Source organism: Rhizobium sp. BK529, from assembly GCF_014194105.1.
Classification (GTDB): domain Bacteria; phylum Pseudomonadota; class Alphaproteobacteria; order Rhizobiales; family Rhizobiaceae; genus Rhizobium.
The window spans coordinates 196871-219732 of the sequence record NZ_JACIAU010000007.1; the positions used below are offsets into that span (position 1 = coordinate 196871).

Sequence of the window (22862 nt, forward strand, 5' to 3'; positions counted from 1 at the left end):
GCCCTGATGGACCGGACAGTCGTGCCGGACGGCATCGATCTCGTCTATCTGAACATGCCGGTGGAAGAGACCTTCTTCCGCATGCTTCGCCACAAGGAATTCGATATCGCCGAGATGTCGCTGTCTTCCTATGTGGTGTCCCATTTCACGGAGGCGCAGCCCTTTGTCGCCATACCGGTGTTCCCCTCGCGCTATTTCCGTCATTCCTCGATTTATGTGAATTCCGGCGCCGGTATCCGCCAGCCGTCCGACCTCGCCGGCAAACGCGTCGGCAGTCCGGAATATCAGATGACGGCGCCCGTCTGGATCCGCGGAATCCTGTCGGACGAATACGGCGTCAGAGTAGACGACGTGACGCATTATACGGGCGGCGAGGAGCAGCCGAACAGGCCGGAAAAGCTGCCGCTGGACCTGCCACCCTATATTCGCGTCAAGCGCATCGGTCCGCAGCAGACGCTGTCGACGATGATCAGGGAAGGGGATATCGATGCCCTGTTTACGGCGCGCAAGCCCTCATCCTATGACGGGTGCCATGTGAAGCGGCTGTTTGAGGATTTCGTTCAGGTCGAGCGCGACTATTTCCGCAAGACCGAAATCTTTCCGATCATGCATACCATCGTCATCCGCCGGGAGATCTACGAGGCGCATCGCTGGATCGCACAGTCTCTCTACAAGGCATTCGCCGAAGCACAGGCGCGCATTTACCGCGATCTTGAAGAGACGGCGGCGCTGAAGGTGATGCTTCCCTGGCTGAACGCGCATGTCGAGGAAGCCCGCCGGATCATGGGCGACGATTACTGGAGCTACGGCTTCAAACAGAACCGCCAGACGCTCGATACGTTCTTGCGCTATTCCTACGAGCAGGGGCTATCGAAGCGCCGACTGGAGCCTGAGGATATCTTCGTCCCTGAGACGATGGAGAATTTCGTGATCTAACGCGTTTCCTTATCTCAGGTTCGGGCTGCTATGCGGCCCCCGTATATCAGCATTGATGCTTAAGCCCTTTCCGCGGCTGCGCCAGCAGGTTATATGCAGCGCACAATAGACGCGGAGAGATGACAGATGACGACGATTGCTTACCGGAACATGCCTCGCACCGACTGGGTCCGCAGCGCATTCGGCGGTTTCTTCGAGACCATGAGCCTCGTCGGCGCCGCGCATGAATGCTCGATGGCGCGCAGGGAACGCCGCGTTCCCAATTCCGCTGCCCTTCACACGCTCGGCATTGATGAGACCGCGTTCAAGCGCACTCTGAAGCGCGGCTGATCAACCTATATCAATACATGAAAAAAGGGCGGCAATCCATTGGATTGCCGCCCTTTCTTGTCCGCTAAGATTTTAGATGAGGCCCGCGAGGATGCCGACGCCGGCGATTGTGGCAATGCCGCCGGCAAGGCGAGTTGCCAGGAAGCCGCTGCGCTCACCGCCGCGCCCGATCGCAAAGCCGAGTGCGAGGCCTGCAACATGCAGCATGGCCGTTGCCGTCATGAAGCCGATGGCATAGGCGAGGCCGGCAGCATTTTCCGGCATTTCAGAACCATGGGCGTGGCCGTGGAAGATCGCAAAGAAGCCGACGATGGCCATTGCCGCGGCAACCGGGGCCTTGATGTTGAGAGCAACGACCGCGCCGAGCACGACAACGGAAAGCGCAATACCGAGTTCGACGAAGGGCAGGTTGATGCCGGCCATGCCGAGCATACCGCCAGCCGCCATGACCAGCACGAAGGTTGTGGGCAGCAGCCACGTCGCGCGGCCACCGAGCTGGAAGGCCAGTACGCCGACCATGACCATCGCCAGGATGTGGTCGAGACCTGTCATCGGGTGGGCGAAACCATGGCCGAGGCCGGCAGCTTCACCGATCGCCGGGTGGGCATAGGCGGCAGCCGGTACAGCGGCGGCGGCAACGGCCAGAAGCACGCGCTTGATTGATTGTCTCATTTTCATTTTCCTCCTGGGTTCTGCGTCGGCGACAATTTCTGAGGGGCAAAGTCGTCAACATACGATGATAATGCAAGGGGTCATTTGCCGTAGGCGTCTCCTGCGCAAAGCGGAGAAGAATTGCCCTCCATCGTCACGACGCTAGGCCCGGACGGGGCGAAAGTAAATTTTAATCTCTTTACGCCGGCATTAAGTTTTTTTATTATTGAAGCTATGAAAAATATAAGCTTTCGCCAGCTGAGATCGCTACTTGCCATCGAGTCGCATGGCAAGATCGTCGAGGCTGCGAAGGTGCTTCGACTCAGTGCTCCAGCCGTCACGTTGCAGCTCAAGCAGCTGGAGGCGGAGGCAGGCGTCCGGCTATTCGACCGTATGGCGCACGGCATGTATCCGACGGAAGCGGGCAGGGCGGTTTTATCCGCCGCGCGCGATATCGAGGACCGCCTTCAGCTCCTGAGCGACGAACTCAATGCATTCAAAGGCATCAAACGCGGCCGTATCACGGTGGGTGCGGTATCGACGGTCCGCTATTTTGCAAGTGCCATGCAAAATGCCTTCGCCAACGAGTTTCCCGATATCGACCTGGACCTCGTGATCGACCGGCGGACCGAGACAATCGAGCGTCTGAAGAAGCGGACGATCGATATTGCCCTGGTCGGTCGGCCGCCCAGGGATATTTCCGTGCGCGCGGCAATCTTTGGCGAACATTCGCTGGTGATCGTCGCGCCCCCGCATCATCCCCTGGTTGGACGTCACGATGTTTCGAAGGCGGATATCGTGCAGGAGCATTTCATCGTGCGCGGCACCGATTCCAGCACGCGGATTTCCTTCGAGCGCTTCATGGCCGACGTTCCCGGCCGAGCCGCCAGTCCGATCACCGAAATGGAACTCGTCGAGGACATCAAGCGGGCAGTCATGGTCGATACCGGGCTCGCCTTCCTTGCTGCCCACAGCGTCGCCGACGAGGTGCGGGCGGGCAAGCTTGCGGTTCTCGATGTGGTCGGGCTGCCGATTCGTCGTCAATGGTTTGCCATCAGCCGCACGGACAGGGCCATGACCCCCGTCATGGCCGCCTTCCAGGATTTCCTGACGCAGCGAAGCGGTCAGTTCCTCCCGGAAGCGCTGCCGGCTTGACATTAGGCTTTTAGGAAGTCGATGACCCTTGCATTGGTGTTTTCGGCTGACAGTTGCGGCACCGGAATATCCCAGTAGTCCGAACCCGGAATGCATTCCTGGATGTAACGGGCGGCCGACGTCGCATGTGAGAAGTCGGCGCCCGGGACGATGAGCGTCGGAATGTCGAGCCTGACAAGGTCCTCAGGATCGGCGCCCGGCGACGTATCGCGATCAATGAGGCCGCGCGGCATGCCGGCGATGATCGCCTTGTAATGATCAACATTCATCGAGATGTAACGCTCGGCGAATTCCTTGTCATGACGAAGCACCGAGACCCATGGGCCGCCGCGCGGATCGGCGCCGAAGGCCTTGTTGCTCTCCCTGGCAAGTGCAACGACGGCTTCCAACCCGTTCTGCTGCACGAAGGCCAGATGTTCGGCGAAGCGCTGATGGCCGGTCATGCGATAGCGCGCGCCGCCAACGGGCCAGAAGAGCACCATCTTGTCGACACGTTCCGGGAATTCCGTGGCGAAGGCCATCGCCACGCTGCAGCCCATGCAGCCGCCCATGATATGAGCCTTCTCGATGCCGAGATGATCGAGCAGGCCCGTCGCCTGCGCGACATAGTCCTGCCATGTAACCCGCTCGACGCGCCCGCCTGACTGACCGGTTTCGCGCCGGTCGAAGAGGATGCAGGTGAAGTGCGAAGGCAGCTGCTCCAGAAACTGGATCTGCTCATAAATGCCCTGCGTACGCCATTTCTCGATCGTGGCGTCGAAACCACCCGGTGAGAACATCAGCAGGGGCGGGCCATTGCCGATCACCTCGTAGCGCGTACTGATACCGTCGATTATTGCCGTTGCCATCAATCTCTCCTGTCTTACAGCCCTTCGCAGCCGAGCTTGCGCAGGCTTTCATCGACCCAGAGCTTCGGATCGAGCTTGCCGGCAAGCGTGTTGGCCACAGTTCTGGCTTCCGCTTCATTCTTGGCCTTGGCCTGGGTATAGATGTCGTCCGTCATGCCGTAGGGCACACAGAGAAGGCCGTCATCGTCGCCGATCACAAGGTCGCCGGGGTTGATGACCATGCCGCCAAAGGCGATCGGCACGTTGATTTCGCCGGGGCCATCCTTGTAGGGGCCGCGGTGCGTTACCCCGGCGGCAAAAACCGGGAAGGTCCCGGCCTTGATCCAGCCGTAGTCGCGCACTGCACCGTTGATGACGACGCCGGTCACGCCGATCTTCATGGCGTGCGAGAGCATCATCTCGCCCACGAGCGCATTGGTAAGATCACCGCCGGCATCGACGACAATGACATCGCCGGGCTCAGCCGTCAGCAGCGCCTTATGGATCATCAGATTGTCGCCGGGCCGCGTCTTCACGGTGAAAGCTGCCCCCGACATCTGACCCGAGGCATGCAGTGGGCGAAGCTCAGGCCCGCCAGCTGTCATGCGCGACATCACATCGCTGACATTGGCGACGGGCAAGGTCCGGAACTTCTCGATGGTGGCCGCATCCACCTTGCGGGTGCGCGGAACGATCCTGAAACCGAGGGTCATGATGTGCTCCTATTCCCAAGGCAACAGCGATGCGTGGATCACATCGGGCACGCCCTGGCCGCCGACCGACTGGATGGCAAGTGCTGCATCCTTCAGGCCGAAGCGGTGGGTGGTGATCTTGTCCAGCGCGAAGCGGTTGGACGCGATCTGCTCCAGAGCCAATTCGCACGCACGGTAGCTGTGGCCGCGCGCACTCTTGATGGTGATCGCCTTGGTCGTCACTTTTTCAAGCGGGAAGTTGGGGAACTCCTTCATCTCGCCCTGCACGAGGATCGTGCCCGCCTTGCGCACGAGCGCTTCGACGCCAAGCAGGATCGGGATCGTTCCGGCGCCTGCGGTACAGTCGAGCGAGATGTCTACGCCCTTGCCACCGGTGATCTCCATGATGCGGGCCAGCGGATCTTCCTTCTGGACGTCGATGACGTAATCAGCGCCGAGTTGCTTGGCGACCTCGAGACGTGCCGTATCCTTGGTCGTACCAGTCACGATGATGAGAGATGCGCCGGCCTGCTTGCAGATCACCGTCTGCGAGAGGCCCTGCTGACCCGGCCCTTGAATGAGAACGGTCGAATTATAGCCGACGCCTGCATCGAAGAGCGACCATTCCACACCATTGGCCATTGGAGTGACGAGACCGGCAAGCTCCGGCGTAACGCCCTTTGGCACGCGGTGGACGACGGCGTTCCACGGCAGATAGACATATTGTGCAAAGCCACCCCAGAGATGGGGTGCGCGCTCGGCCGAGGTGTAGCCGTAGCGGATACTTTCCGGGTTGTTGCGCCAGTCGGTATTTTCGCAATGACGATACTGACCCTGATGGCACCACTGACACTTGCCGCACATGACATAGTGTTCGACGAAGACGAGATCGCCTTCCTTGAAGCCCTTGCGGCGGGTGAATTCGCGGCCGGCCTTGGCGATATAGCCGATATTTTCGTGGCCCATGATCGTCGGCGCATTGTTCGGCGGCGTCTTGAAGAGCTTGACGTCGGTGCCGCAGATGCCGGCCACTTCCATTTTCAGGAGGGCAGCGTCCTCCGGAACGTCCGGCATCGGAAATTCGCGGAAATCCATCTGGCTCGGTCCGGTGCGGACTGCGGCGAGAACCTTCTCTGTCATGCTTCACTCCCTTCATACGAGCTGTGGACCTGCGGCATAAGCGCCGCCCGGTGAGCCCTCAGTTTAGACAAACCATTTTGACAAGCGGCGCTGCCACGCCCTATGCTCACGATCGAAAGCGGCCGATCGAGCGCCGCCGAACCCAGCCGGAAACCATGCTGAAGACCACAAGCCGCAACGCCGGAAAGATCGAGGCCGTCCGCCAAATCAAGGACTGGACGCGCGAGCGCTTCGGCCTCGATGACGAGGTCCCGGTCATGGTGGCGGAAGTCGCCTGCGGCCTTCCGGGCTGTCCGCCGATCGAGACAATCGTGACCTTCTGGACAGCACCCGAAACCCGACATGCCTTCAAGGCGTTCAAACCGGCTACCGACGTGACGGTTGATGACCTGCCGCCCTCGTGGATGAAAAACGCCATTATTTCGGACCGCGACGATCTTTCGTGCTGCTGATGCGGCGATCATTGCGGCCGGCCCGGACGGCCGCGGCGCATTAACTGCGCATCGAGGCGCGGATAGACAAGGCGCGCATTGCCCTCGAAAATCTTGTAGCGGCTGACCTCATCAAGCGCTTCGAGCTTGTCGATATAGCGCTTCGTATCGTCGTAGTGATGCCCCGTTTCCGGGTCAATGCCCTTGACGGCGCCGAGCATTTCCGAGGCGAAAAGGATGTTATCGACCGGGATCACCTTCGACATCAGTTCGATGCCTGGATAGTGATAGACACAGGTGTCGAAGAAGACATTCTTCAGCAGATGCTCGGTCAAAAGTGGCTTCTTCATCTCCTGCGCCAGGCCGCGATAGCGGCCCCAATGGAAGGGCACGGCGCCGCCGCCATGCGGGATGACGAATTTCAGGGACGGGAAATCCTTGAACAGATCGCCCTGCAGGAGCTGCATGAAGGCTGTCGTGTCGCCGTTGATGTAGTGGGCGCCGGTGTGGTGGAAACAGGCATTGCAGGATGACGAAACGTGGATCATCGCCGGCACGTTCAGCTCACAGAGTGTCTCGTAGAGCGGATACCACTGGCGGTCCGTCAACGGCGGATCGGTCCAGTAGCCGCCGGACGGATCCGGGTTGAGGTTGACGCCGACGAAGTCGAGTTCTTCAACGATGCGTTTCAGCTCAGGGATACAGTTTTTCGGGGCAGCGCCGGGGTGCTGCGGCAGCTGACCGACGGCTGCAAAATTATCCGGCAGCAGTTTACAGATGCGATGGATCAGATCGTTGGACATCGACGTCCACTGCATGCTGACTGCTTCCGTGCCGACGTGATGCGCCATGCCGGCGGCGCGCGGCGAAAAGATCGTCAGATCGCTGCCGCGCTCCTTCTGAAGCTTCAGCTGCGGCGCCACCGATTCACGCAGCATATCGTCGGAAATGCCGAGATCGGTGCTGAGCGGCCGACGCATGGCGTCTGCAAGCCCGGCGAGCTGTTTGTCGCGGAACTGGTGAAGCGCCTGCGGCTCGGTGGTGTAATGTCCGTGAATGTCGATGATCATGCGCAATCCTCCTTGCGTCATCGATGAGAACTGGTGTCCGGCATCAATCAGATGCGAACGAACAGCGCGTCGACCTCATAGCGCCGCGGTGTGACCTGCTGGTCGGCGGAATAGTCAAAGGCAAGTTGCAGCGACCGGCGGTTCGCCTCTAGCCCATAGGCGGGCGGTGGCGTTGCGCCATCCTCTTCGATCGAGACGCGCCGCGCCTCTTCGAAGAGTTCCATCAGCTCTCCGGCAAGCCAGGGGTACGCATCAAGCAGTGCATTGCGAACCGTCAGCACGTGATTGATCGGCACGATCCCCGTCCGTTCGATCCACGCTTCGGCCGCCTTGTCGCCTTCGGGAACGACGGTGCGGATGCCCGAGGGATCGACCACGCGTTCGCCCATGATCGCCGAAAGCTCGCCGGTCATCATCAACTCGCGCAGGCCCATGGACCTGTCGTTGCGCACCGTGTTGGCGGGATCGGTATATTCGCTCAGATGGGCGTCTTCCATCGTGAGCCAGGTGATGCTGTCAAGATCGACGCCGTAATCGTCCTTGATGATGCCGCGCACCCAGACGCCCGATGTCTGGGCATAGGCGCGCACACCGACTTTCGTATTGTTGAGATCCTTCGGCTCGCGGATGGCCGAATCCACCGGGCAGACGAGATTGGCATGGGGCAGGCGGTTCCAGAGTGGGATGGCGATGCCCCTGAGCGGCTTGGCATAGTGATGGGCGAGAAGGTGCGTGACGACGGCGAGTTCGGAGACATCGAGCTCATCGCCGCGAACCATGGTGCGGAAGGCCTTGGGCAGCGGATCGTAGTCTCGAAACTCGAAGGTGACGCGGCTGGACGAGACGCGCCCATCCACGAGTGGCTTGACGTGAGCGTGTTTTCCCAGCGCCGTGCGTAACAATAATTTATCTGACATCGAGCCCTCCCGGATCGATTGTTCCTATATATGGAACGATGTTCTTGTTTAATGATAATAACGGGAATCGCCGACCGGTCAATTCCGGGTTGGCGATTTTTCGGAGGGGCGTGTCGAAGCTGGGTCTTAGGCGTAACCGCCGAGGCTGAGCAGGAAATAGCCGAGGGCGCTTGCGGCCAGGATCGGATAAGGACCAACCTTTGTGAAGAGCAAGAGGGCGACAGCGGCTGCAACCGTTGCCATCTCGATCAGATTGAGCTGGGCCGACTGCGCGACCGTATAAACGCCAGCAAAGATCAGACCGGCTGCGACCGGTGCCAGGCCGCGCTCGGCGGCAATGACCCAGGCCGACGTGCGGTGACGATGCCAGATGCTGCCGCAGATGCAGACGAGGAGCGAGGACGGCAAGAAGATCGCAAGTGTCGCAGCGAGTGCGCCCAGTAATCCGCCAATATGCCAGCCGATCAGCGCGACGATCAGGGTGCCGGGGCCTGGCGCGGCGCGGGAGATGGCATAGAAATCCGTAAAAGCACGCGCGCTCAGCATCCCCAGCACGTCCACCGTCTGGTGCTGCAGGCCGGCAATGATCGACTGTCCACCACCGAAGGAGACGAGCGACAGCGGAATGCAGAGAAGGACGAGATTGAGGAGTTTTGCATCATCCATGCTTCTTCTCCCGCCTCTGGTCTTTCACGAAGAAGGCGGCCACGATGCTGACCGGTATGCTGAACGCAACGACCGGCACCAGCGGCCAGCGCAGGAGGCCGACCATGACAAAGACGGCGATGGCGATAAGAATGGGCACCGCGTGCCGGTGCAGGCGACGCCCGGTCTTGATCCCCATTGTCAGTGACGAGGCGATGCCGACGCAGGCAAGGCCGCGCAGAACGGTATGGGCCTCGGAATAGCCGTTGATCTTCTCGTAGAAGAAGCTCATCAACAGAATCACCGTGAGAGCCGGCGCGAGCATTCCTGCGAACGCCAGCGCAGCGCCGGTCCAGCCCCGCAGCTTGAGGCCTATATAGACCGCCAGGTTGACTGGATTGGCACCCGGAAGGATCTGCGCGATCGTCAGCGTCTTCAGGAAATTATCGTCATCGAGCCAGCCGCGGCGTTCGACGATCTCGCGATGCGTCCAGCCGGACATGCCGCCGCCGAATGACGATGCTCCAAGCCGCAGGAAAGAAATCAGAAGATCGGAAAGTGGGACTGCTTCCTCCTTGTGCATATGAGCGTCTACCGGCTTGTCCAATTCGGCCCTCCCTTGCCTGCATCTCGTTACTGCCCCGATTGGGAAATCTTGGGCGACACTTGGGAAGGATGCTCCGCACTTGGCGACCGAGTCCACGCCATTTCCGCTTAGCGACGCACTAAGGAAAATTTATCGAATGCGCTGTTGGCGATCTTTTTCAGCAATAAGATGAGCCTTTTAGGCTGGTGAAAGCGAGCGATTTCCCGCCGTTCCAAAGCGATGAGCCCAGCCTACACATAATCACGTTTTTTACGGATGATATTTGTGAATATACGCTATTTCGGCGACGATTTCAGTTCAAAAACAAATACTTAAATTATGTTCTCCTAAATGGAACGTCGTACCTCATTACGGAATACCCATTGCCAGCCAGCAAGAAAAGTGGTGGACTAAGCATAAATTTTTGCTTTGGACAAAGCTCTGGCGAGGGGTCCTAATGAACCCAAGACGCCAGGGGCTTAAGGCGCCGGGTGAGGACAACTGCACCTAGGGGGAGTGCGGGAAAGCGGCGAAGGCTTGTTGCGGCTTTCGTAGCGGGAGGAGTGAAGCTGCAATGATTGAAACTATGTTCGGGGCGCTATTCAACCTCGTTAGCTCGCCTCATATTATGGGTCTGATGCTGATCGCGGTGGTCTTCGGTCTGCTCGTCGGCGTGACGCCCGGTATCGGCGGTAAATTGTCGATCGCGATGGCCATCCCATTCGTCTATGGTATGGATATGGTGGCGGGCGCTGTCTTCCTGCTGACCATGCACGCCGTTAACGGCACCAGCGGCCAGATATCCAGTATCATGTTCGGCATTCCCGGCGACGGTGACGATGCTGCCACCACGCTGGACGGCTACCCACTTGCAAAACAGGGGCAGGCGGCGCGGGCGCTCGGAGCCAGTATTACGGCATCCGGCGTCGGCGGCATCATCGGCGCGGTGGTCTTCGCGATCATGATCCCGATTCTGGAACCAGTCATCCTGATGTTCAGCCCGGCGGAGTTTTTCCTGATCGCGCTGCTCGGCATCAGCTTCATCGCTTTCCTTTCGAGCGGCAGCCGTATCGTCAAGGGTCTCATCGTCGGCTTCTACGGCCTGATGCTCTCGACCGTGGGTATGGACCCCATCACCGGCACGCCGCGCTACTCGGGCGACTTCCTCTTCCTGTGGGATGGCGTCAGCCTGGTGACGGCAGTGCTCGCGATGTTCGCCGTGCCTGAAATGATATCGCTCAGCACCAAGGGCGGCTCGATTTCCGCCGTTCCGATGGACTCGGGCTTCTCATACCGGCAGCTTCTGTCCGGAGTCATGGAAGTTCCGCGTCACTGGTGGCTGGTTGTGCGTACCTCCGTTATCGGCGCCATCATCGGCATGATCCCGGGTCTTGGCGGTTCTACGGCAGCCTGGCTATGCTATGGCCACGCCGTGCAGAGCTCCAAGCATCCCGAGCGCTTCGGCAAGGGCGCGATCGAAGGCGTGATTGCTCCGGAAACTGCAAGTAACGGCAAGGAAGGCGGATCGCTGTTGCCGACGCTGTTCTTCGGCATCCCCGGTTCGTCGGGTATGGCCGTCCTGCTCGGTGCCTTTCTGATCCTCGGCATCCAGCCGGGCGCGCTGATGGTGACCAAGCATCTCGATCTCGTCTGGACGTTGATTTGGGCCCTCGTCGTCGGCAACCTGATCGCCGTTGCAATGCTGCTGGTCATCTGTCGCTGGGTCGCCGTGCTGACCTTCGTGAACGGCCGCATGCTGGTGCCTTTCATTCTGGTCTTCGTGTCTCTCGGCTGCTTCGTCAGCGATTTCCAGTGGCAGAACCTGATCGTCCTCGTGCTGTTCAGCGTCATCGGCTACGGCTTCCTGCGTGCTGACTGGCCGCGTGCTCCGTTCGTCATCGGTCTCGTGCTCGGCGGCAAGGCTGAAGCTTCGCTCAATCAGGCCATGCAGCTCTGGGGCTTCAGCTTCTTCCTGCGGCCTCTGTCGCTGGTGCTGATCGCCATGATCGTGGCGCTGATGGGCTACGCTTTTTATCGCAACTTCCGCCCGGCCGCACGCCGGTCCAACCTGGAGGTCAGCCCATGACCCTGAAGAACATCAACTTCAGCACGGCGCTGACCTTCGTCATGCTTGCCATCTTCACGTCCATGGTTGCCATTTCTTTCGACTATCCGGCAAAGGCGCGTTTCATGCCGCTTGTTGTCGGCCTGCCGGGCATCGTGTTCTGTCTGATCCAGCTTGGTCTCGATCTTTTCCGCTCGCCGGATGAAAGTGCCTCGGCGTCGGTCGGCGAGCAGATTGCCGCTGCCAGTGCGCCAGAAAGCCAGCATGAGGAACTGCCGGAATTCGGGCCGCATACTGCGCGCCAGGAAGTCGTGATGTGGGGCTACTTCGTGAGCTTCATCACGGGGGTCATCCTGTTCGGCTTCTATATCAGCGTTCCGATCATGCTGCTGACATTCCTGCGCCGGCAGGGCGAAGCGAGCTGGAAGTTTGCGCTGGCGCTCGCAATTGCCGCAACGCTTGCCCTTTACCTGATGTTCGGGCGCCTGCTCGGCATCGAACTTCATCCGGGTTTCGTGACGCGTTGGGCAATGCACGCCCTTGGCCTCGGCGCCATCTGACGAAGCACGGGGCAAATTTCAAGCCGCCGGCGTCGGAGCCTGCGGACGAGAAGAAAAACATGCCGGCCAGCAATATCCGCCGAGGAGACGGAACGGCCGGCATGATCAACGGCAGCTGCTTACAGACTTTGACAGAGCTCACTGGGAGGGAAACTTATGAATATCAATGCAATTCGCACGACGGCTCTTAGCCTCGGTGCCGGTCTTGTGATGCTGGCAGGATCTGCCGCAGCACAGGAAGGCCCTGACTTCTTCAAGGGCAAGACGGTCAATTATATCGTGGCAACCGCCCCTGGCGGCGGCTATGACACGAACGGACGCCTCGTCGCCCAGTTCATGCAGAAGCATCTGCCGGGCTCCACCTTCGTCGTACAGAACATGCCGGGCGCCGGCCACCTGATCGGTGCAAACTTCATCTACGCCTCCGACCCGGATGGTTTGACTTTCGGCACGTTCAACACCGGCCTGATCTACGGCCAGCTCGCAGGCAACCCCGGCATCAAGTTCGATCTCGCCCAGATGTCCTGGATCGGCAAGGTTTCCTCCGATCCGCGCGTCATCGTCGTATCGAAGGATTCCGGCATCAACAGCTATGAGGACCTGGCAAATCTGAAGGAGCCGATCAAGTTCGCCTCCGCAGGCGTCGGCTCGGCTTCGACGATCGAAACAACCATGCTCGTCAAGGCGCTCGGCCTGAAGATTCAGGTCGTTTCCGGCTATAACGGCAGTGACGACCAGCTCGCCATGCGCCGCGGCGAAGTGCAGGGCATCATCGGCTCGCGTTCGACGTTTCAGCCCTTCGTCGATGCCGGCAACGGCAAGCTAATCGCGCAGATCGGCGGTTCGGAAACCGACATTCCGCAGCTTTCGTCTCTCGTCAACAATGAAGATGCCAAGCGCGTCATTGCTCTCGTTGAATCCCAGAGCGACATCTCGCGCCTGACCGCTGGTCCTGCTGATATCCCGGCCGACCGGCTGAAGGCGCTGCGCGACGCTTATGCGGCTGCAACCGCGGACCCGGAATTCCTCGCAAAGGCTAAGGAAATCGGCGTTCCGGTCGATCCGAAGATCGGCGATGACGTCGGCAACCTGGTCAAGGGTGCCATGAACCAGACGCCGGAAGTTGTCGACTTCCTGAAGCAGTCGCTCAAGGAAGACTGATCGATCCATGTGTGATTGCCGGGCGGCAAGCCGCCCGGCCTCTTCTCAAGACGGTTGAAGGAAAGCAGCATGGACAACCAGGTAACGACCGCCGCGCTTGACAAGACGGCGAACAAGGAAGGCGTACCCTCTGCATGGCAGTCGGATGTCATCGCCGACCTGATCAAGCAATATGGCTTTCCCTTCATCACCCTCAATCCGGGCGCCAGCTACCGTGGTCTTCACGACTCGCTGGTCAACCATAACGACAATAATCCGCCGATGCTGGTCTGCCAGCACGAGAAGATCGCGGTGCAAATCGCCCATGGTTATGCCAAGGCGACCGGCGAGCCGCTCGCCGTTATCGTCCATAACGTCGTCGGCCTCCTTCATTCGACGATGGGCGTCTATTACGCCTACACTGACCGTGCGCCGGTGTTCCTGATCGGCGCGACCGGTCCAATGGATGAAGGCAAGCGCCGCCCTCGCGTCGACTGGGCCCATACCGCCAATGTGCAGGGCAACCAGGTCCGCGATTATGTGAAGTGGGACTATCAGCCTGGAGGCATCGACGGCGTCGTCGACAGCTTTGCCCGCGCCTATTCGATCATGATGACGGAGCCGCGTGGCCCGATCTATATGTGTTACGACGCGGCCCTTCAGGAAGCGCCGCTGGAAGCGCCGATCGCGCTGCCTTCACTGAAATCCGCGAAGGTGCCGAGCCGCATCGCGCCCGATCCGAAAGCGCTGGAGGAGGCTGCTGACCGTCTGGTCTCGGCTGAATGGCCTGTGCTTTTGCCGCAATTCGTCGGTCGCGACAAGAATGGCTACAGTGACATGGTCGGCCTTGCAGAAGCACTGGGCGCCCCTGTCGTCGATACGCAATGGCGCCTGAATTTCCCAACCGAACATCCGCTCGACATGCGCATGAGCAAGGATGTCTTTAAGCAAGCGGATCTGATCACGCTGCTCGACTGCCGTGATTGGGAACGCCCCACCCACATCAACGATCGCATCAACCGAACGCTGAAACCGCTTTTCCCGAAGGGTTGTGACTGGCTGGACATCGGCTTTGCCGACATTGAGATCTCGAAATGGGCAACCGACTATCAGCGTTTTCCGGAGACCGCCCAGCGCGTGCTGGCTGATACTGCGCTTGCGATCCCGGCATTGACGACGCTGATCAAGGATCGCGTCAAGGATAACAGCGCGCTTGCCAAGCGCATCGCCGAGCGCGCCAGCGCCGTTGCCCAGATGCACGATGCCCAGCGTGCCAAATGGCGTGAAGAAGCGCGCAACGACTGGGATGCCAAGCCCGTCACGCTTGCCCGCCTTGCAAGTGAGGTTTGGGACAAGGTCCGCAACGAGGATTGGGTGCTGACCACCAACGCGTTCGAAGACTGGGCGCTGAAGCTTTGGGATTTCGATAAGCCATATCGCTGGCCGGGCAAGGCGCTCGGTACGGGTACGCAGATCGGTATGGCGACGGGCGTTGCGCTAGCACACAAAGGCACCGGCCGCCTCGTCGTTGACTGCCAGACGGACGGCGATCTGATGTTCGATGTCGGCGCGCTCTGGTTTGCGGCCAAGCACCGTGTGCCGTTCCTCTGCGTCATGCACAACAACCGTGCCTATTATAATGACTGGGAGCATCAGATCACCGTGGCGCGCCAGCGCGGCACGCCTGAAGAGCGCGCCTATATCGGCATGGATATCTTCGATCCTGCGCCGGACTTCGCGACGCTTGCTCGCGGTCTTGGCTGGTATGCCGAAGGTCCGATCGAGGATGCGAACGACATCGGGGCCGCGCTCGAAAGGGCGATCGCCAAGGTCAAGAGCGGCATTCCGGCCCTCGTCGACGTGGTCACGCAGCACGAAGGCTGAGCACTTTAGCGCATACACGCATATGAGGAGACAGGTATGAAAGTTGCGGTAGTCGGCACAGGGGAAATGGGGCTCGCGATGGCGGGACACATGCTCGAGCACGGGCATGAGGTTTCCGCCTTCGACGTCGATGCCGAGCGCCTTGCCGCAGCCGCTGAGAAGGGCATCATGGCAGCGGGCGCACTTTCTGAGCTCTCGGAAGCGGAGGCTTATATTCTCGTCGTCGCGACCGATCAGCAGGTGATCGACGTCTGCGAGAGGCTTGCCGAAAGTGCCATGAAAGGGTCGATCATTGCAGTTGCTGCGACCATCAGTCCGGAGACGATGCTTGAGCTTGGGCCGAAGCTCAAGGAGAAGGGCATCGGCCTCGTCGACGCGCCCGTCGTCTACGGCGCGTCGGGCGCGAAATCCGGTACACTGCTGTCGCTCTGCGGCGGCAGCGAGGAGGATGTCGAGCGCATCCGCCCGGTACTGATGTGCTACAGCCGTGACGTCCTGCGTGTCGGCCCACTCGGTTCAGGCCAGATAGCGAAATCCTGCAACAACCTGCTGCATTGGGTTCATTGTGTCGCCAATTACGAAACGCTGCTGATCGCCAAGCGTTATGGCATCGACGCGCAGCGCATGCGCGAAATCCTGCTTCTCTGCCCGGGCACGAACGGAACGCTCGCCCGCTGGGACACGACGCGTTTTACTTGGCAGGAAAAGGATATGGATGTGACGCTGGAGCTTGCCCAGAAGGGCGGTCTCATGCTGCCGCTAGCTGGCCAGGTGGACCAGATCATCAAGTCGCTGAAGGCTGATGACGTAAAGGGCCTGCTTTACGGGCCGGAGGCCAGCTATCTTGGCAAGACCGTGCGGCCCATGTCGCCAGCTGAAGGGGGCGTCGCCTGAGGCTTCAGCCCCGAACTGAAATTTGCGCCCGCGCATGCGCGCCGGATCAGTCCGCAATTGCGCCGAACCGCCGCTCCATCAGTTTCAGTGGCGAAACCAAAACAGAAAATCGAGAGTGAGATCATGTCCGTCAGTGAAAAGCCAACCGTAAGCGATCCTGTTGCGACCAGCGATCCCGGCAATTCCAAGTTTCTGGTCGATCCCTATGGCAATTGGTCGAAGGGCGAGGGCATCCCGATCCACTTCGATTACGGCCATGACCTGTTGGCGCTGGAGACGGGTACCTGGGACCGCTATGACGCCCGTGGCTGTTTTGCTCATACCAATGGTATGGGCGACTTCATGGCGAACTACGTCATCGAAGTCCTGCCCGGCAAGAAGACGCGGCCGGTGAAGCACCTCTATGAAGCCTTCTTCTACGTTCTGTCAGGCTACGGCTCGACCACGGTCTGGCTGCCGAATGGCGAGACGCGGACTTTCGAATGGGGTCCGAAGGCGCTTTTCGCCATTCCGCTGAATTGCCAGTATCAGTTCCACAATGGCTCCGGCCAAGAAACTGTGCGTCTCTCATGCACCAATGATGCGCCGCTGACGATCAACCTCTATCACAATCTGAAATTCGTCTTCGAAAACGACTTCGAATTCGACGACCGCCTTGGCGGCGCCAAGCATTTCGAGGGCGAGGGCATCCTCTACACCTATGGCGCGGAATCCGCCCGCAAGATCCAGAACGTCTGGGAGACCAACTTCGTCCACGATCTGACGAGCTTCAAGCTTTACGAATTTGATGGCCGTGGCAAAGGCTCGCTCAACGTCAACTTCGTGCTGGCTGACGGCACGATGCATTCGCACGTATCGCAGATGCCGGTCGGCCGTTACAAGAAGGCGCACCGTCATGCGGCCGGTACGCACGTCCATGCCGTGGATGGCGAGGGCTATTCGCTGATGTGGTATGAAGGAGAATCCGAATTCAAGGAGATCCCCTGGCGTCACGGCTTCATGTACACGCCGCCCTTCTGGATGTACCATCAGCATTTCAACACCTGCGATCAGCCCGCACGTTATGTCGCCTGCTCGCTCGGCAGCCGCCGTTATCCTTTCATCTCGTTGCGTCGTAAGAGTGCTGAAGGCGGTGGCGCCACTTCCGTCAAGGATGGTGGTCGCCAAATCGAGTACGAGGATCAGGATCCGCGCGTCCATCGCAAGTTCCTCGAGGAACTGCAGAAAACGGGCGTGCCCTCCGCCATGGGTGACATCTTCGACGAGCCGGCTATCATGGCCCTGCCAAAGGAAAGCCTGACCGGTGTTATCAAGACCCCGATCCTCGCCGGCCCGGCAAGCTGACAAACCCTGCCGGCGAACCGCGCAGGAATCGCGCGGCTCAGGGACATGCAAAGGGAATGGCCTCAAGTGCACGATCTCGATTTCGACCACGAGCATGGCGACCTCTCCGAAGAGGAGCGCCGGGTCATATCCGAATGGCTATGGCAGCAGGAGACTGTTGAGCTCTTGACCGTCGGTATCGACATCGGCAGTTCGACATCTCATTTGCTCTTCGCTCGCGTCGTTATGCGGCGCGAGACGGAAGAGCTGTCGAGCCGCTTCCAGGTGATCGACCGGCAGGTGGTCTGGCGTTCGCCGATCCTGCTGACGCCGTTTCTGCCTGACGGCACGATCGATGCCCAGGAACTCCGGCACTTCTTCGCGCATTGTTATGAAGATGCTGGCTACAAGCGCAGCCATATCGATACTGGCGCGGTGATCCTGACCGGCGAGGCGATCAAGAAGAAGAATGCGCGGGCGATCGACGAAATCTTCGCCAGTGAATCCGGTCGATTTGTCTGCGCGACAGCCGGCCACAAGCTCGAATGCATGTTGGCGGCACACGGCTCTGGTGCAACGGAGCTTTCCAAGAAGCGCAATGCCTGCGGGCTGCATGTCGATATCGGCGGCGGCACAACGAAGCTTGCTTTGATCAGCAAGGGCGAAATTCTGGATGTCGCGGCTTTTGCAGTCGGTGGACGTCTTGTCGCGCGGGACAAGACGGGCACGTGGGCGCGTGTCGATGAATCGGCAGCACTCGTCGCCGCTGAGCTAGGCCTTTCGACCGATCCCGAAACGGTCGCGAGGCCGGAGGTGCGGCTGGCGATCGTAAAAAGGCTTGCAGCCGCGGCCGTCGATCAGATCCTCGGTGCACCGCTCGACACGCTCGGTGAAAAGCTGCTGCTGACCGAGCCGCTGGAACGCAGCATTCGGCCGGATTATGTCACGTTCTCGGGCGGGGTCTCGGAATATATCTTCGAATATGAGACGGCCGATCACGGCGATATCGCCCAGATGCTTGCCAAGGAGATCGTTTCGCAGCTGACGCCACGTCTCAGCGTTCCGATCGTCGATGCCGGACAACGCATCCGCGCGACGGTTATCGGTGCCTCGCAGTTCACCGTACAGGTGAGCGGCAAGACGATGTATCGCAGCGGCGACAGAGGCCTGCCGTCTCATAACATCCCGGTCGTCCATCTCGGCCACGCCGTGCCTGAAAATGTTGATGCGGAGGCGATCGCCAGGGCCTTTGCCGCTGGTGCCGCGCGCCGCGACAGCGACATTGCTGCACCTCTCGCGCTTGCCTTTACCTTCACCGGTCTACCCGATTATCCGCGGCTTCTCAAACTTGCCAAAGCGATCAAGATGTTTGCTGCGCCTGAAGGGCAGCGCGATGAATTGCTCGTGCTCGTGATCGATGGCGACATCGGTCTCACACTTGGCCGCATCCTCGATCGCGAGCTGAAGATCGGGCCGCATCTGGTCTCGATCGACGGCGTGCAGTTGAAAGAACTCGACTTCGTCGATCTCGGCGAATTCATCAATCCGCCGGGCGTCGTGCCTGTCGTGATCAAGTCGCTTTTGTTTTCGTGACGGATGTCAGCCCGACCTTGATTTGCAGGGCGGGCAGATGTACGTTGAGTTTAAATTGGAACGATGTTCTGTATGGAGGAACATTAAGTTGGGAGGAGCGCCTTGGGCAGAAGTGCCCGGGGCGGCCTCGTATTGAGAGGAGAAACCCATGCATCAGGATCCACTTGGCGGCGGCACAGGCACGCACTGGCACGAGCCTGCCGGCACGAAGAAGGCAGGCTTCGGCGAATTCAAGAAGCAGCCGACGCCCTATGATCAGTTCATGGAGGAAGAGGGCATTCCTGTCTTCCGCGATCTCGGCGTTTCCAACGTTAAGAACCTGCCGCTGAAGCCTTGGAAGCGCACCGGCGGTCGCGGCACGTATATTCAGCTCTATGGCACCGAAACCAAGTGGGGCTGTCACCTGGTCGAAGTTCCGGCAGCGGGTGAACTCAACCCGGAAAAGCACATGTACGAGGAAATCTACCTCGTCGCGGAAGGCCGCGGCTCGACGGAAGTTTGGCTGGAAGGCGAGGGCAAGAAGCACGTCTTCGAATGGCAGGAAGGCTCGATGTTCTCGATCCCGATGAATGCCTGGCATCGCATCGTCAACGCCACCAACAGCCCTGCGCTGCTGATCGGCGGCACGACGGCACCTGTCGTCATCAATGCCATTCAGAATTTCGACGCTGTCTATAATAATCCCTTCGTCTTCCGTGATCGCTTCTCGGGTGCCGACGACTTCTACAAATATCGCGAGGAAATCGAGCCGGATCCGGTGCGCGGCCTTGCTATGCGCCGCACCAACTTCCTGCCAGATGCCGTCAATTGCGACCTGCCGCTCGATAACCGGCGTTCCGTCGGCTATCGCCGCGTCGAGCCCTTCATGACCAATAACAATTTCTACTACTGGATCGGCCAGCATGAGAACGGCCGCTATTCCAAGGCGCATGCCCACACGTCCGCGGCGATCCTGATCTGCCTGAAGGGCGAGGGCTATACCTATACCTGGCCGGAAGAATGCGGCGTCAATCCCTGGCAGAATGGCCATGCCGACCGCGTCCGCCGTCTGGATTACGGTCCCTTCGGCATGGTGACCGCAGCACCTGGCGGGGCACGCTGGTATCACCAGCATTTCAGCGTCTCCAAAGATCCATTTCGCCTGACGGCCTGGTTCGGGCCGCACAATCCCGGCCGCGATCCGGGTGCGCCGGGCGAAAAGCATACGGATTACACGGCAATCGACGTCAATGAAGGCGGTACCGCCATCCCCTACTGGATGGAGGACCCCTATATTCGTCGGGAATACGAAGCGCTGCTTAAGAAGAACGGCGTCGAGATCCGCATGAAGCCGGAATGGTACGAAAAGCCGGCCGATACGACGGCAAAGAAGTCGACCGTCGTCTGATCATGTCCGACGACGAGGAAGAACAGGGCGGCCGGATATTCTTTTCGAATATCGGCCGCAGCATGGAACTCGAGGACGAGATCGTGCTGGTCAGCGTCGGCATCGATATCGGCTCCTCGACTTCGCATCTCGCTTTCTCCCGCATTGTGCTGGAGCGGCTCGATACGCGCTACATGGTCGTAGAGCGTACGCTGCTACACCAGTCAGACGTGCTTTTGACGCCCTATAGCGGCGAGGACGAAATAGATGCGGATGCGCTCGGCGCCTTTTTTGCCGATCAGTATAAGGCGGCCGACATCACACCCGCCGATATAGACACGGGCGCGCTGATCCTCACCGGCGTCGCCGTACGTCGCAGCAATGCGCGGGCGATTGGCACGCTTTTTTCGGAAGAGACCGGCAAGTTTGTGGTCGTCAGCGCCGGTGACGGACTGGAAACGACGCTTGCGGCCTTCGGTTCAGGTGCTGTCGCGCTTTCAGGGCGTGGCCAGCAATCCGTATTGAACGTCGATATCGGCGGCGGCACGTCCAAGCTTGCTTACTGTGCGCAAGGCACCATCCGCCACATCGCTGCCATCGACATCGGCGCGCGCATCGTCGCCTTCGATGAGAACAGGAGAATTACGCGCGTCGAGGAGGCCGGCCGCTACTTTGGCCGCAAGACCGGCATTAAGGTGGCAATCGGCGAAACACTGTCCGATGCCGATGCGCGGATCCTCGCCTCTGCGATGGTCGACCGACTGTTCGAGGCCATGCAGGGCGGGGCGATGAGCGAAGAGATGATCGGGCTGCATCGCCTGCCGCACTTGCCGGCAGGGCTCTTGCCCGATGTCGTGACGGTATCCGGCGGCGTCTCCGAATTCCTCTATTCCGACACGCCCGAGAGCTTCAGCGACCTTGGGCCGCTGCTTGCGCAGTTGTTGCGGGAGAGGCTGGAGCGCTGGTCCCCGCGGCTTGAAAAGCCGGAGCAGGGCATCCGCGCCACTGTCGTCGGCGCTTCGCAATATACGGTTCAGGTGAGCGGTAGCACAATCTTCGTTCACCCGCTCGAGCTTCTGCCGGTACGCAACATCCCGGTGATCAAGCCGGCGATCGATTTCGCCGAAAGGATCGAACCGGCCGATGTCGCCGCCCGTATCACCGAATCCTTGTCGCGGCTCGATCTCGGCAACGGCGAAAGCCCGGTTGCTGTCTGCTACGACTGGGAAGGGTCGGCAAGTTATCGCCGGCTCGACGGCTTCTGCCGTGGCGTGATCGAAGGTCTCGCCCCGGTCCTTTCGCAGGGTCACCCGTTGATCCTCGTCGGTAATGGCGATGTCGGCGGCCTCGTTGGCATGCATTGCAAGCTGGAAGCGGGCATATCAGCGCTCGTCTCGATCGACGGCATTAAACTCGATGAATTCGACTTCATCGATATCGGCGCCATGCTGGAAACATCAGGGGCGGTGCCCGTGGTCATCAAGTCGCTTGTGTTTCCTGACAAGAAGCTCGGAAGCGGCGGATAAGTGATGGCGCGGCGGTAGCATCAAGCCGCTGCGCCACATCTACGGAATGTCTCTCGATTCCAATTCCGGACAGCTTGGCTCATTTCCGAAGGTGATCTCTTTACGATCTCCGTTAAGCGTCAACCCTCTGAAGGTCAGCACATTCTCATCACGATAGACGATTTCGCTCCGGTAGATGCCGGCGCGGATCGCTCTGTTTCTAGCGCGGCTGACGTTGCACTGCCCGACCGGCGGTGACGCATGCCAATGGGAGGTGCCTTCAGTGTCTGTTTGCCAGCCTGCGGCCGAAGTCAGTGTCGAGCTGACGACCAGCGCAAATGTTGAAACCAATAACGCAAACGGCAATCGAGATTTCACGATATGACTCCGAGGCAATTCCGCTATCGATGCCTCTGCTATTATCTGAAATTGCTTGCCAGATCATCCAATGGCGCGTCAACCAGCTTTGCCTTCTCAGGAAATGGTGAACAATTGCACTCACAATTGAAACTGCGATACGCCCGAACGCGTTTCCGGCTGCTGTTTCAGGCGTCCTGATCCGCCTGTCCTTCGACGGAGGCGAAGCCTTGGTATCGCTTCAACATGTCATCGCATGAGTTCAGTGAGTGGATGCGGGCGGCCTGATCGGCTGCAGCGACATCTCTTGGTGCAATCGCCTCGATGATTGCAGGATGCTCGGCGATAATGCCATCCATTCGGGCGGCGGGAAAGCCGTAACGCAAGCGGATGGTTCGAATAGGTTGTGATGGCGGCGGCGGATGCTGACAGCCTCGTATTTCCCGAAATTTTGCCAAAACAGGTATGGAAGTCGCAGTTGCGGTCGGCGCGTCAGTCATTCGCCTGCGGCAACAGCATCTTCGAGATTTTCGATATCGCGCAGGTGCCGCAACCGGGCTGGCGTCGCAATCTCGGCGCAGCAGCCGGTGAGGCGGCAGCAGATACAGCCAGAAATGCAGACAGATCAATAGTTTGTTTAGGATTCTTCAGGCGCGTATTTCAGTTCCATAACATAGATTATGCGATCTGCGTATGTAAGGGGGGCAGATTCCAATTTCAAATGCAACGAAGACAATAATGGCCATGATTTCAGGAGGATGGAATGGCCCGCTCATTTGTGCAGTTGAGTATGGA

23 protein-coding genes are annotated in these 22862 nt (G+C 59.6%); 13 read left to right on the plus strand and 10 right to left on the minus strand.

The genetic code is table 11. From position 1 onward, the window contains the following. Positions 1-6: 6 nt before the first annotated feature. A complete protein-coding gene (locus tag FHX08_RS30405; RefSeq protein ID WP_184328133.1) occupies positions 7-936 on the plus strand; it encodes an ABC transporter substrate-binding protein in 930 nt (309 codons plus the stop codon). A 126-nt stretch (positions 937-1062) separates the two neighbouring features. Further along, positions 1063-1266: a hypothetical protein gene (locus FHX08_RS30410; protein ID WP_132658483.1), complete on the plus strand. Its 204-nt coding sequence runs from the start codon at positions 1063-1065 to the stop codon at positions 1264-1266. A gap of 72 nt (positions 1267-1338) precedes the next feature. Here the strand turns inward: FHX08_RS30410 and FHX08_RS30415 are convergent, their stop codons facing one another. Continuing rightward, positions 1339-1938 (minus strand): HupE/UreJ family protein, encoded by a 600-nt coding sequence (locus FHX08_RS30415; protein ID WP_132658482.1) that lies wholly within the window; start codon positions 1936-1938, stop codon positions 1339-1341. 213 nt (positions 1939-2151) lie between these two features. Here FHX08_RS30415 and FHX08_RS30420 point away from each other — a divergent pair, with 213 nt between their 5' ends. Then, on the plus strand, positions 2152-3072 hold the full coding sequence (locus tag FHX08_RS30420) for a LysR family transcriptional regulator (RefSeq protein ID WP_132658481.1): 921 nt from the start codon (positions 2152-2154) through the stop codon (positions 3070-3072). Between the two features lie 2 nt (positions 3073-3074). On the opposite strand, the gene FHX08_RS30425 is transcribed toward FHX08_RS30420, so the two are convergent. Genes FHX08_RS30425 through FHX08_RS30435 form a run of 3 tightly spaced genes read right to left on the minus strand, consistent with a single transcriptional unit; the run spans position 3075 to position 5731 of the window. Then, positions 3075-3920 carry an alpha/beta fold hydrolase gene (locus FHX08_RS30425; RefSeq protein WP_132658480.1) on the minus strand — a complete coding sequence of 282 codons (846 nt, stop codon included), beginning with the start codon at positions 3918-3920 and terminating at the stop codon, positions 3075-3077. Between the two features lie 14 nt (positions 3921-3934). After that, positions 3935-4612, minus strand: a complete 678-nt coding sequence (locus tag FHX08_RS30430; RefSeq protein WP_132658479.1) for an RraA family protein — start codon at positions 4610-4612, stop codon at positions 3935-3937. A 9-nt stretch (positions 4613-4621) separates the two neighbouring features. Beyond that, on the minus strand, positions 4622-5731 hold the full coding sequence (locus FHX08_RS30435; RefSeq protein WP_132658478.1) for a zinc-dependent alcohol dehydrogenase: 1110 nt from the start codon (positions 5729-5731) through the stop codon (positions 4622-4624). 155 nt (positions 5732-5886) lie between these two features. Here FHX08_RS30435 and FHX08_RS30440 point away from each other — a divergent pair, with 155 nt between their 5' ends. After that, the gene (locus tag FHX08_RS30440; RefSeq protein ID WP_132658477.1) at positions 5887-6183 is read left to right on the plus strand and encodes a hypothetical protein; all 297 of its coding nucleotides are present in this window, start codon (positions 5887-5889) and stop codon (positions 6181-6183) included. A gap of 8 nt (positions 6184-6191) precedes the next feature. On the opposite strand, the gene FHX08_RS30445 is transcribed toward FHX08_RS30440, so the two are convergent. The 4 genes from FHX08_RS30445 to FHX08_RS30460 form a co-directional block, all read right to left on the minus strand. Further along, complete coding sequence (locus FHX08_RS30445) at positions 6192-7232, minus strand: amidohydrolase family protein (RefSeq protein ID WP_132658476.1); 1041 nt, start codon at positions 7230-7232, stop codon at positions 6192-6194. A gap of 47 nt (positions 7233-7279) precedes the next feature. Continuing rightward, positions 7280-8149, minus strand: a complete 870-nt coding sequence (locus FHX08_RS30450; RefSeq protein WP_132658475.1) for a phosphate ABC transporter substrate-binding protein — start codon at positions 8147-8149, stop codon at positions 7280-7282. Positions 8150-8275: 126 nt separating this feature from the next. Then, positions 8276-8815, minus strand: coding sequence for a chromate transporter (locus tag FHX08_RS30455; RefSeq protein ID WP_132658474.1), 540 nt, complete (start codon positions 8813-8815; stop codon positions 8276-8278). After that, complete coding sequence (locus FHX08_RS30460; protein WP_132658473.1) at positions 8808-9401, minus strand: chromate transporter; 594 nt, start codon at positions 9399-9401, stop codon at positions 8808-8810. Before FHX08_RS30460 ends, FHX08_RS30455 begins: the two co-directional genes overlap by 8 nt. 553 nt (positions 9402-9954) lie before the next feature. On the opposite strand from FHX08_RS30460, the gene FHX08_RS30465 reads away from it, so the two are divergent. From FHX08_RS30465 to FHX08_RS30505, 9 genes are all read left to right on the plus strand, one after another. Then, positions 9955-11466 carry a tripartite tricarboxylate transporter permease gene (locus FHX08_RS30465; RefSeq protein WP_132658472.1) on the plus strand — a complete coding sequence of 504 codons (1512 nt, stop codon included), beginning with the start codon at positions 9955-9957 and terminating at the stop codon, positions 11464-11466. Next, positions 11463-12005 carry a tripartite tricarboxylate transporter TctB family protein gene (locus FHX08_RS30470; RefSeq protein WP_132658471.1) on the plus strand — a complete coding sequence of 181 codons (543 nt, stop codon included), beginning with the start codon at positions 11463-11465 and terminating at the stop codon, positions 12003-12005. Before FHX08_RS30465 ends, FHX08_RS30470 begins: the two co-directional genes overlap by 4 nt. A 156-nt stretch (positions 12006-12161) precedes the next feature. Further along, a complete protein-coding gene (locus tag FHX08_RS30475) occupies positions 12162-13166 on the plus strand; it encodes a tripartite tricarboxylate transporter substrate binding protein (RefSeq protein WP_132658470.1) in 1005 nt (334 codons plus the stop codon). Positions 13167-13235: 69 nt separating this feature from the next. Further along, a complete protein-coding gene (locus FHX08_RS30480) occupies positions 13236-15029 on the plus strand; it encodes a thiamine pyrophosphate-binding protein (protein ID WP_132658469.1) in 1794 nt (597 codons plus the stop codon). A 36-nt stretch (positions 15030-15065) separates the two neighbouring features. Next, positions 15066-15923 carry an NAD(P)-dependent oxidoreductase gene (locus tag FHX08_RS30485; protein WP_132658468.1) on the plus strand — a complete coding sequence of 286 codons (858 nt, stop codon included), beginning with the start codon at positions 15066-15068 and terminating at the stop codon, positions 15921-15923. A 123-nt stretch (positions 15924-16046) separates the two neighbouring features. Continuing rightward, complete coding sequence (locus FHX08_RS30490; RefSeq protein WP_207896916.1) at positions 16047-17267, plus strand: hypothetical protein; 1221 nt, start codon at positions 16047-16049, stop codon at positions 17265-17267. A gap of 66 nt (positions 17268-17333) precedes the next feature. After that, on the plus strand, positions 17334-18839 hold the full coding sequence (locus FHX08_RS30495; protein ID WP_207896915.1) for an ethanolamine ammonia-lyase reactivating factor EutA: 1506 nt from the start codon (positions 17334-17336) through the stop codon (positions 18837-18839). A gap of 148 nt (positions 18840-18987) precedes the next feature. Beyond that, positions 18988-20226, plus strand: coding sequence for a cupin domain-containing protein (locus FHX08_RS30500; protein WP_132658466.1), 1239 nt, complete (start codon positions 18988-18990; stop codon positions 20224-20226). Beyond that, the gene (locus tag FHX08_RS30505; protein WP_207896914.1) at positions 20175-21731 is read left to right on the plus strand and encodes an ethanolamine ammonia-lyase reactivating factor EutA; all 1557 of its coding nucleotides are present in this window, start codon (positions 20175-20177) and stop codon (positions 21729-21731) included. Before FHX08_RS30500 ends, FHX08_RS30505 begins: the two co-directional genes overlap by 52 nt. Before the next feature lie 39 nt (positions 21732-21770). Here FHX08_RS30505 and FHX08_RS30510 read toward each other — a convergent pair whose 3' ends face one another. Both FHX08_RS30510 and FHX08_RS30515 read right to left on the minus strand, forming a co-directional pair. Beyond that, the gene (locus FHX08_RS30510) at positions 21771-22088 is read right to left on the minus strand and encodes a hypothetical protein (protein WP_132658465.1); all 318 of its coding nucleotides are present in this window, start codon (positions 22086-22088) and stop codon (positions 21771-21773) included. Between the two features lie 167 nt (positions 22089-22255). Beyond that, on the minus strand, positions 22256-22567 hold the full coding sequence (locus tag FHX08_RS30515; protein WP_184328134.1) for an FCD domain-containing protein: 312 nt from the start codon (positions 22565-22567) through the stop codon (positions 22256-22258). Positions 22568-22862 lie beyond the last annotated feature (295 nt).

Bases quoted from the DNA above. Each gene is read 5' to 3' on its own strand.
- FHX08_RS30405 (WP_184328133.1), top strand. From the start codon at position 7: ATGGACCGGACAGTCGTGCCGGACGGCATCGATCTCGTCTATCTGAAC.
- FHX08_RS30410 (WP_132658483.1), top strand. From the start codon at position 1,063: ATGACGACGATTGCTTACCGGAACATGCCTCGCACCGACTGGGTCCGC.
- FHX08_RS30415 (WP_132658482.1), bottom strand. From the start codon at position 1,938: ATGAGACAATCAATCAAGCGCGTGCTTCTGGCCGTTGCCGCCGCCGCT.
- FHX08_RS30420 (WP_132658481.1), top strand. From the start codon at position 2,152: ATGAAAAATATAAGCTTTCGCCAGCTGAGATCGCTACTTGCCATCGAG.
- FHX08_RS30425 (WP_132658480.1), bottom strand. From the start codon at position 3,920: ATGGCAACGGCAATAATCGACGGTATCAGTACGCGCTACGAGGTGATC.
- FHX08_RS30430 (WP_132658479.1), bottom strand. From the start codon at position 4,612: ATGACCCTCGGTTTCAGGATCGTTCCGCGCACCCGCAAGGTGGATGCG.
- FHX08_RS30435 (WP_132658478.1), bottom strand. From the start codon at position 5,731: ATGACAGAGAAGGTTCTCGCCGCAGTCCGCACCGGACCGAGCCAGATG.
- FHX08_RS30440 (WP_132658477.1), top strand. From the start codon at position 5,887: ATGCTGAAGACCACAAGCCGCAACGCCGGAAAGATCGAGGCCGTCCGC.
- FHX08_RS30445 (WP_132658476.1), bottom strand. From the start codon at position 7,232: ATGATCATCGACATTCACGGACATTACACCACCGAGCCGCAGGCGCTT.
- FHX08_RS30450 (WP_132658475.1), bottom strand. From the start codon at position 8,149: ATGTCAGATAAATTATTGTTACGCACGGCGCTGGGAAAACACGCTCAC.
- FHX08_RS30455 (WP_132658474.1), bottom strand. From the start codon at position 8,815: ATGGATGATGCAAAACTCCTCAATCTCGTCCTTCTCTGCATTCCGCTG.
- FHX08_RS30465 (WP_132658472.1), top strand. From the start codon at position 9,955: ATGATTGAAACTATGTTCGGGGCGCTATTCAACCTCGTTAGCTCGCCT.
- FHX08_RS30470 (WP_132658471.1), top strand. From the start codon at position 11,463: ATGACCCTGAAGAACATCAACTTCAGCACGGCGCTGACCTTCGTCATG.
- FHX08_RS30475 (WP_132658470.1), top strand. From the start codon at position 12,162: ATGAATATCAATGCAATTCGCACGACGGCTCTTAGCCTCGGTGCCGGT.
- FHX08_RS30480 (WP_132658469.1), top strand. From the start codon at position 13,236: ATGGACAACCAGGTAACGACCGCCGCGCTTGACAAGACGGCGAACAAG.
- FHX08_RS30485 (WP_132658468.1), top strand. From the start codon at position 15,066: ATGAAAGTTGCGGTAGTCGGCACAGGGGAAATGGGGCTCGCGATGGCG.
- FHX08_RS30490 (WP_207896916.1), top strand. From the start codon at position 16,047: ATGTCCGTCAGTGAAAAGCCAACCGTAAGCGATCCTGTTGCGACCAGC.
- FHX08_RS30500 (WP_132658466.1), top strand. From the start codon at position 18,988: ATGCATCAGGATCCACTTGGCGGCGGCACAGGCACGCACTGGCACGAG.
- FHX08_RS30505 (WP_207896914.1), top strand. From the start codon at position 20,175: ATGGTACGAAAAGCCGGCCGATACGACGGCAAAGAAGTCGACCGTCGT.
- FHX08_RS30515 (WP_184328134.1), bottom strand. From the start codon at position 22,567: ATGACTGACGCGCCGACCGCAACTGCGACTTCCATACCTGTTTTGGCA.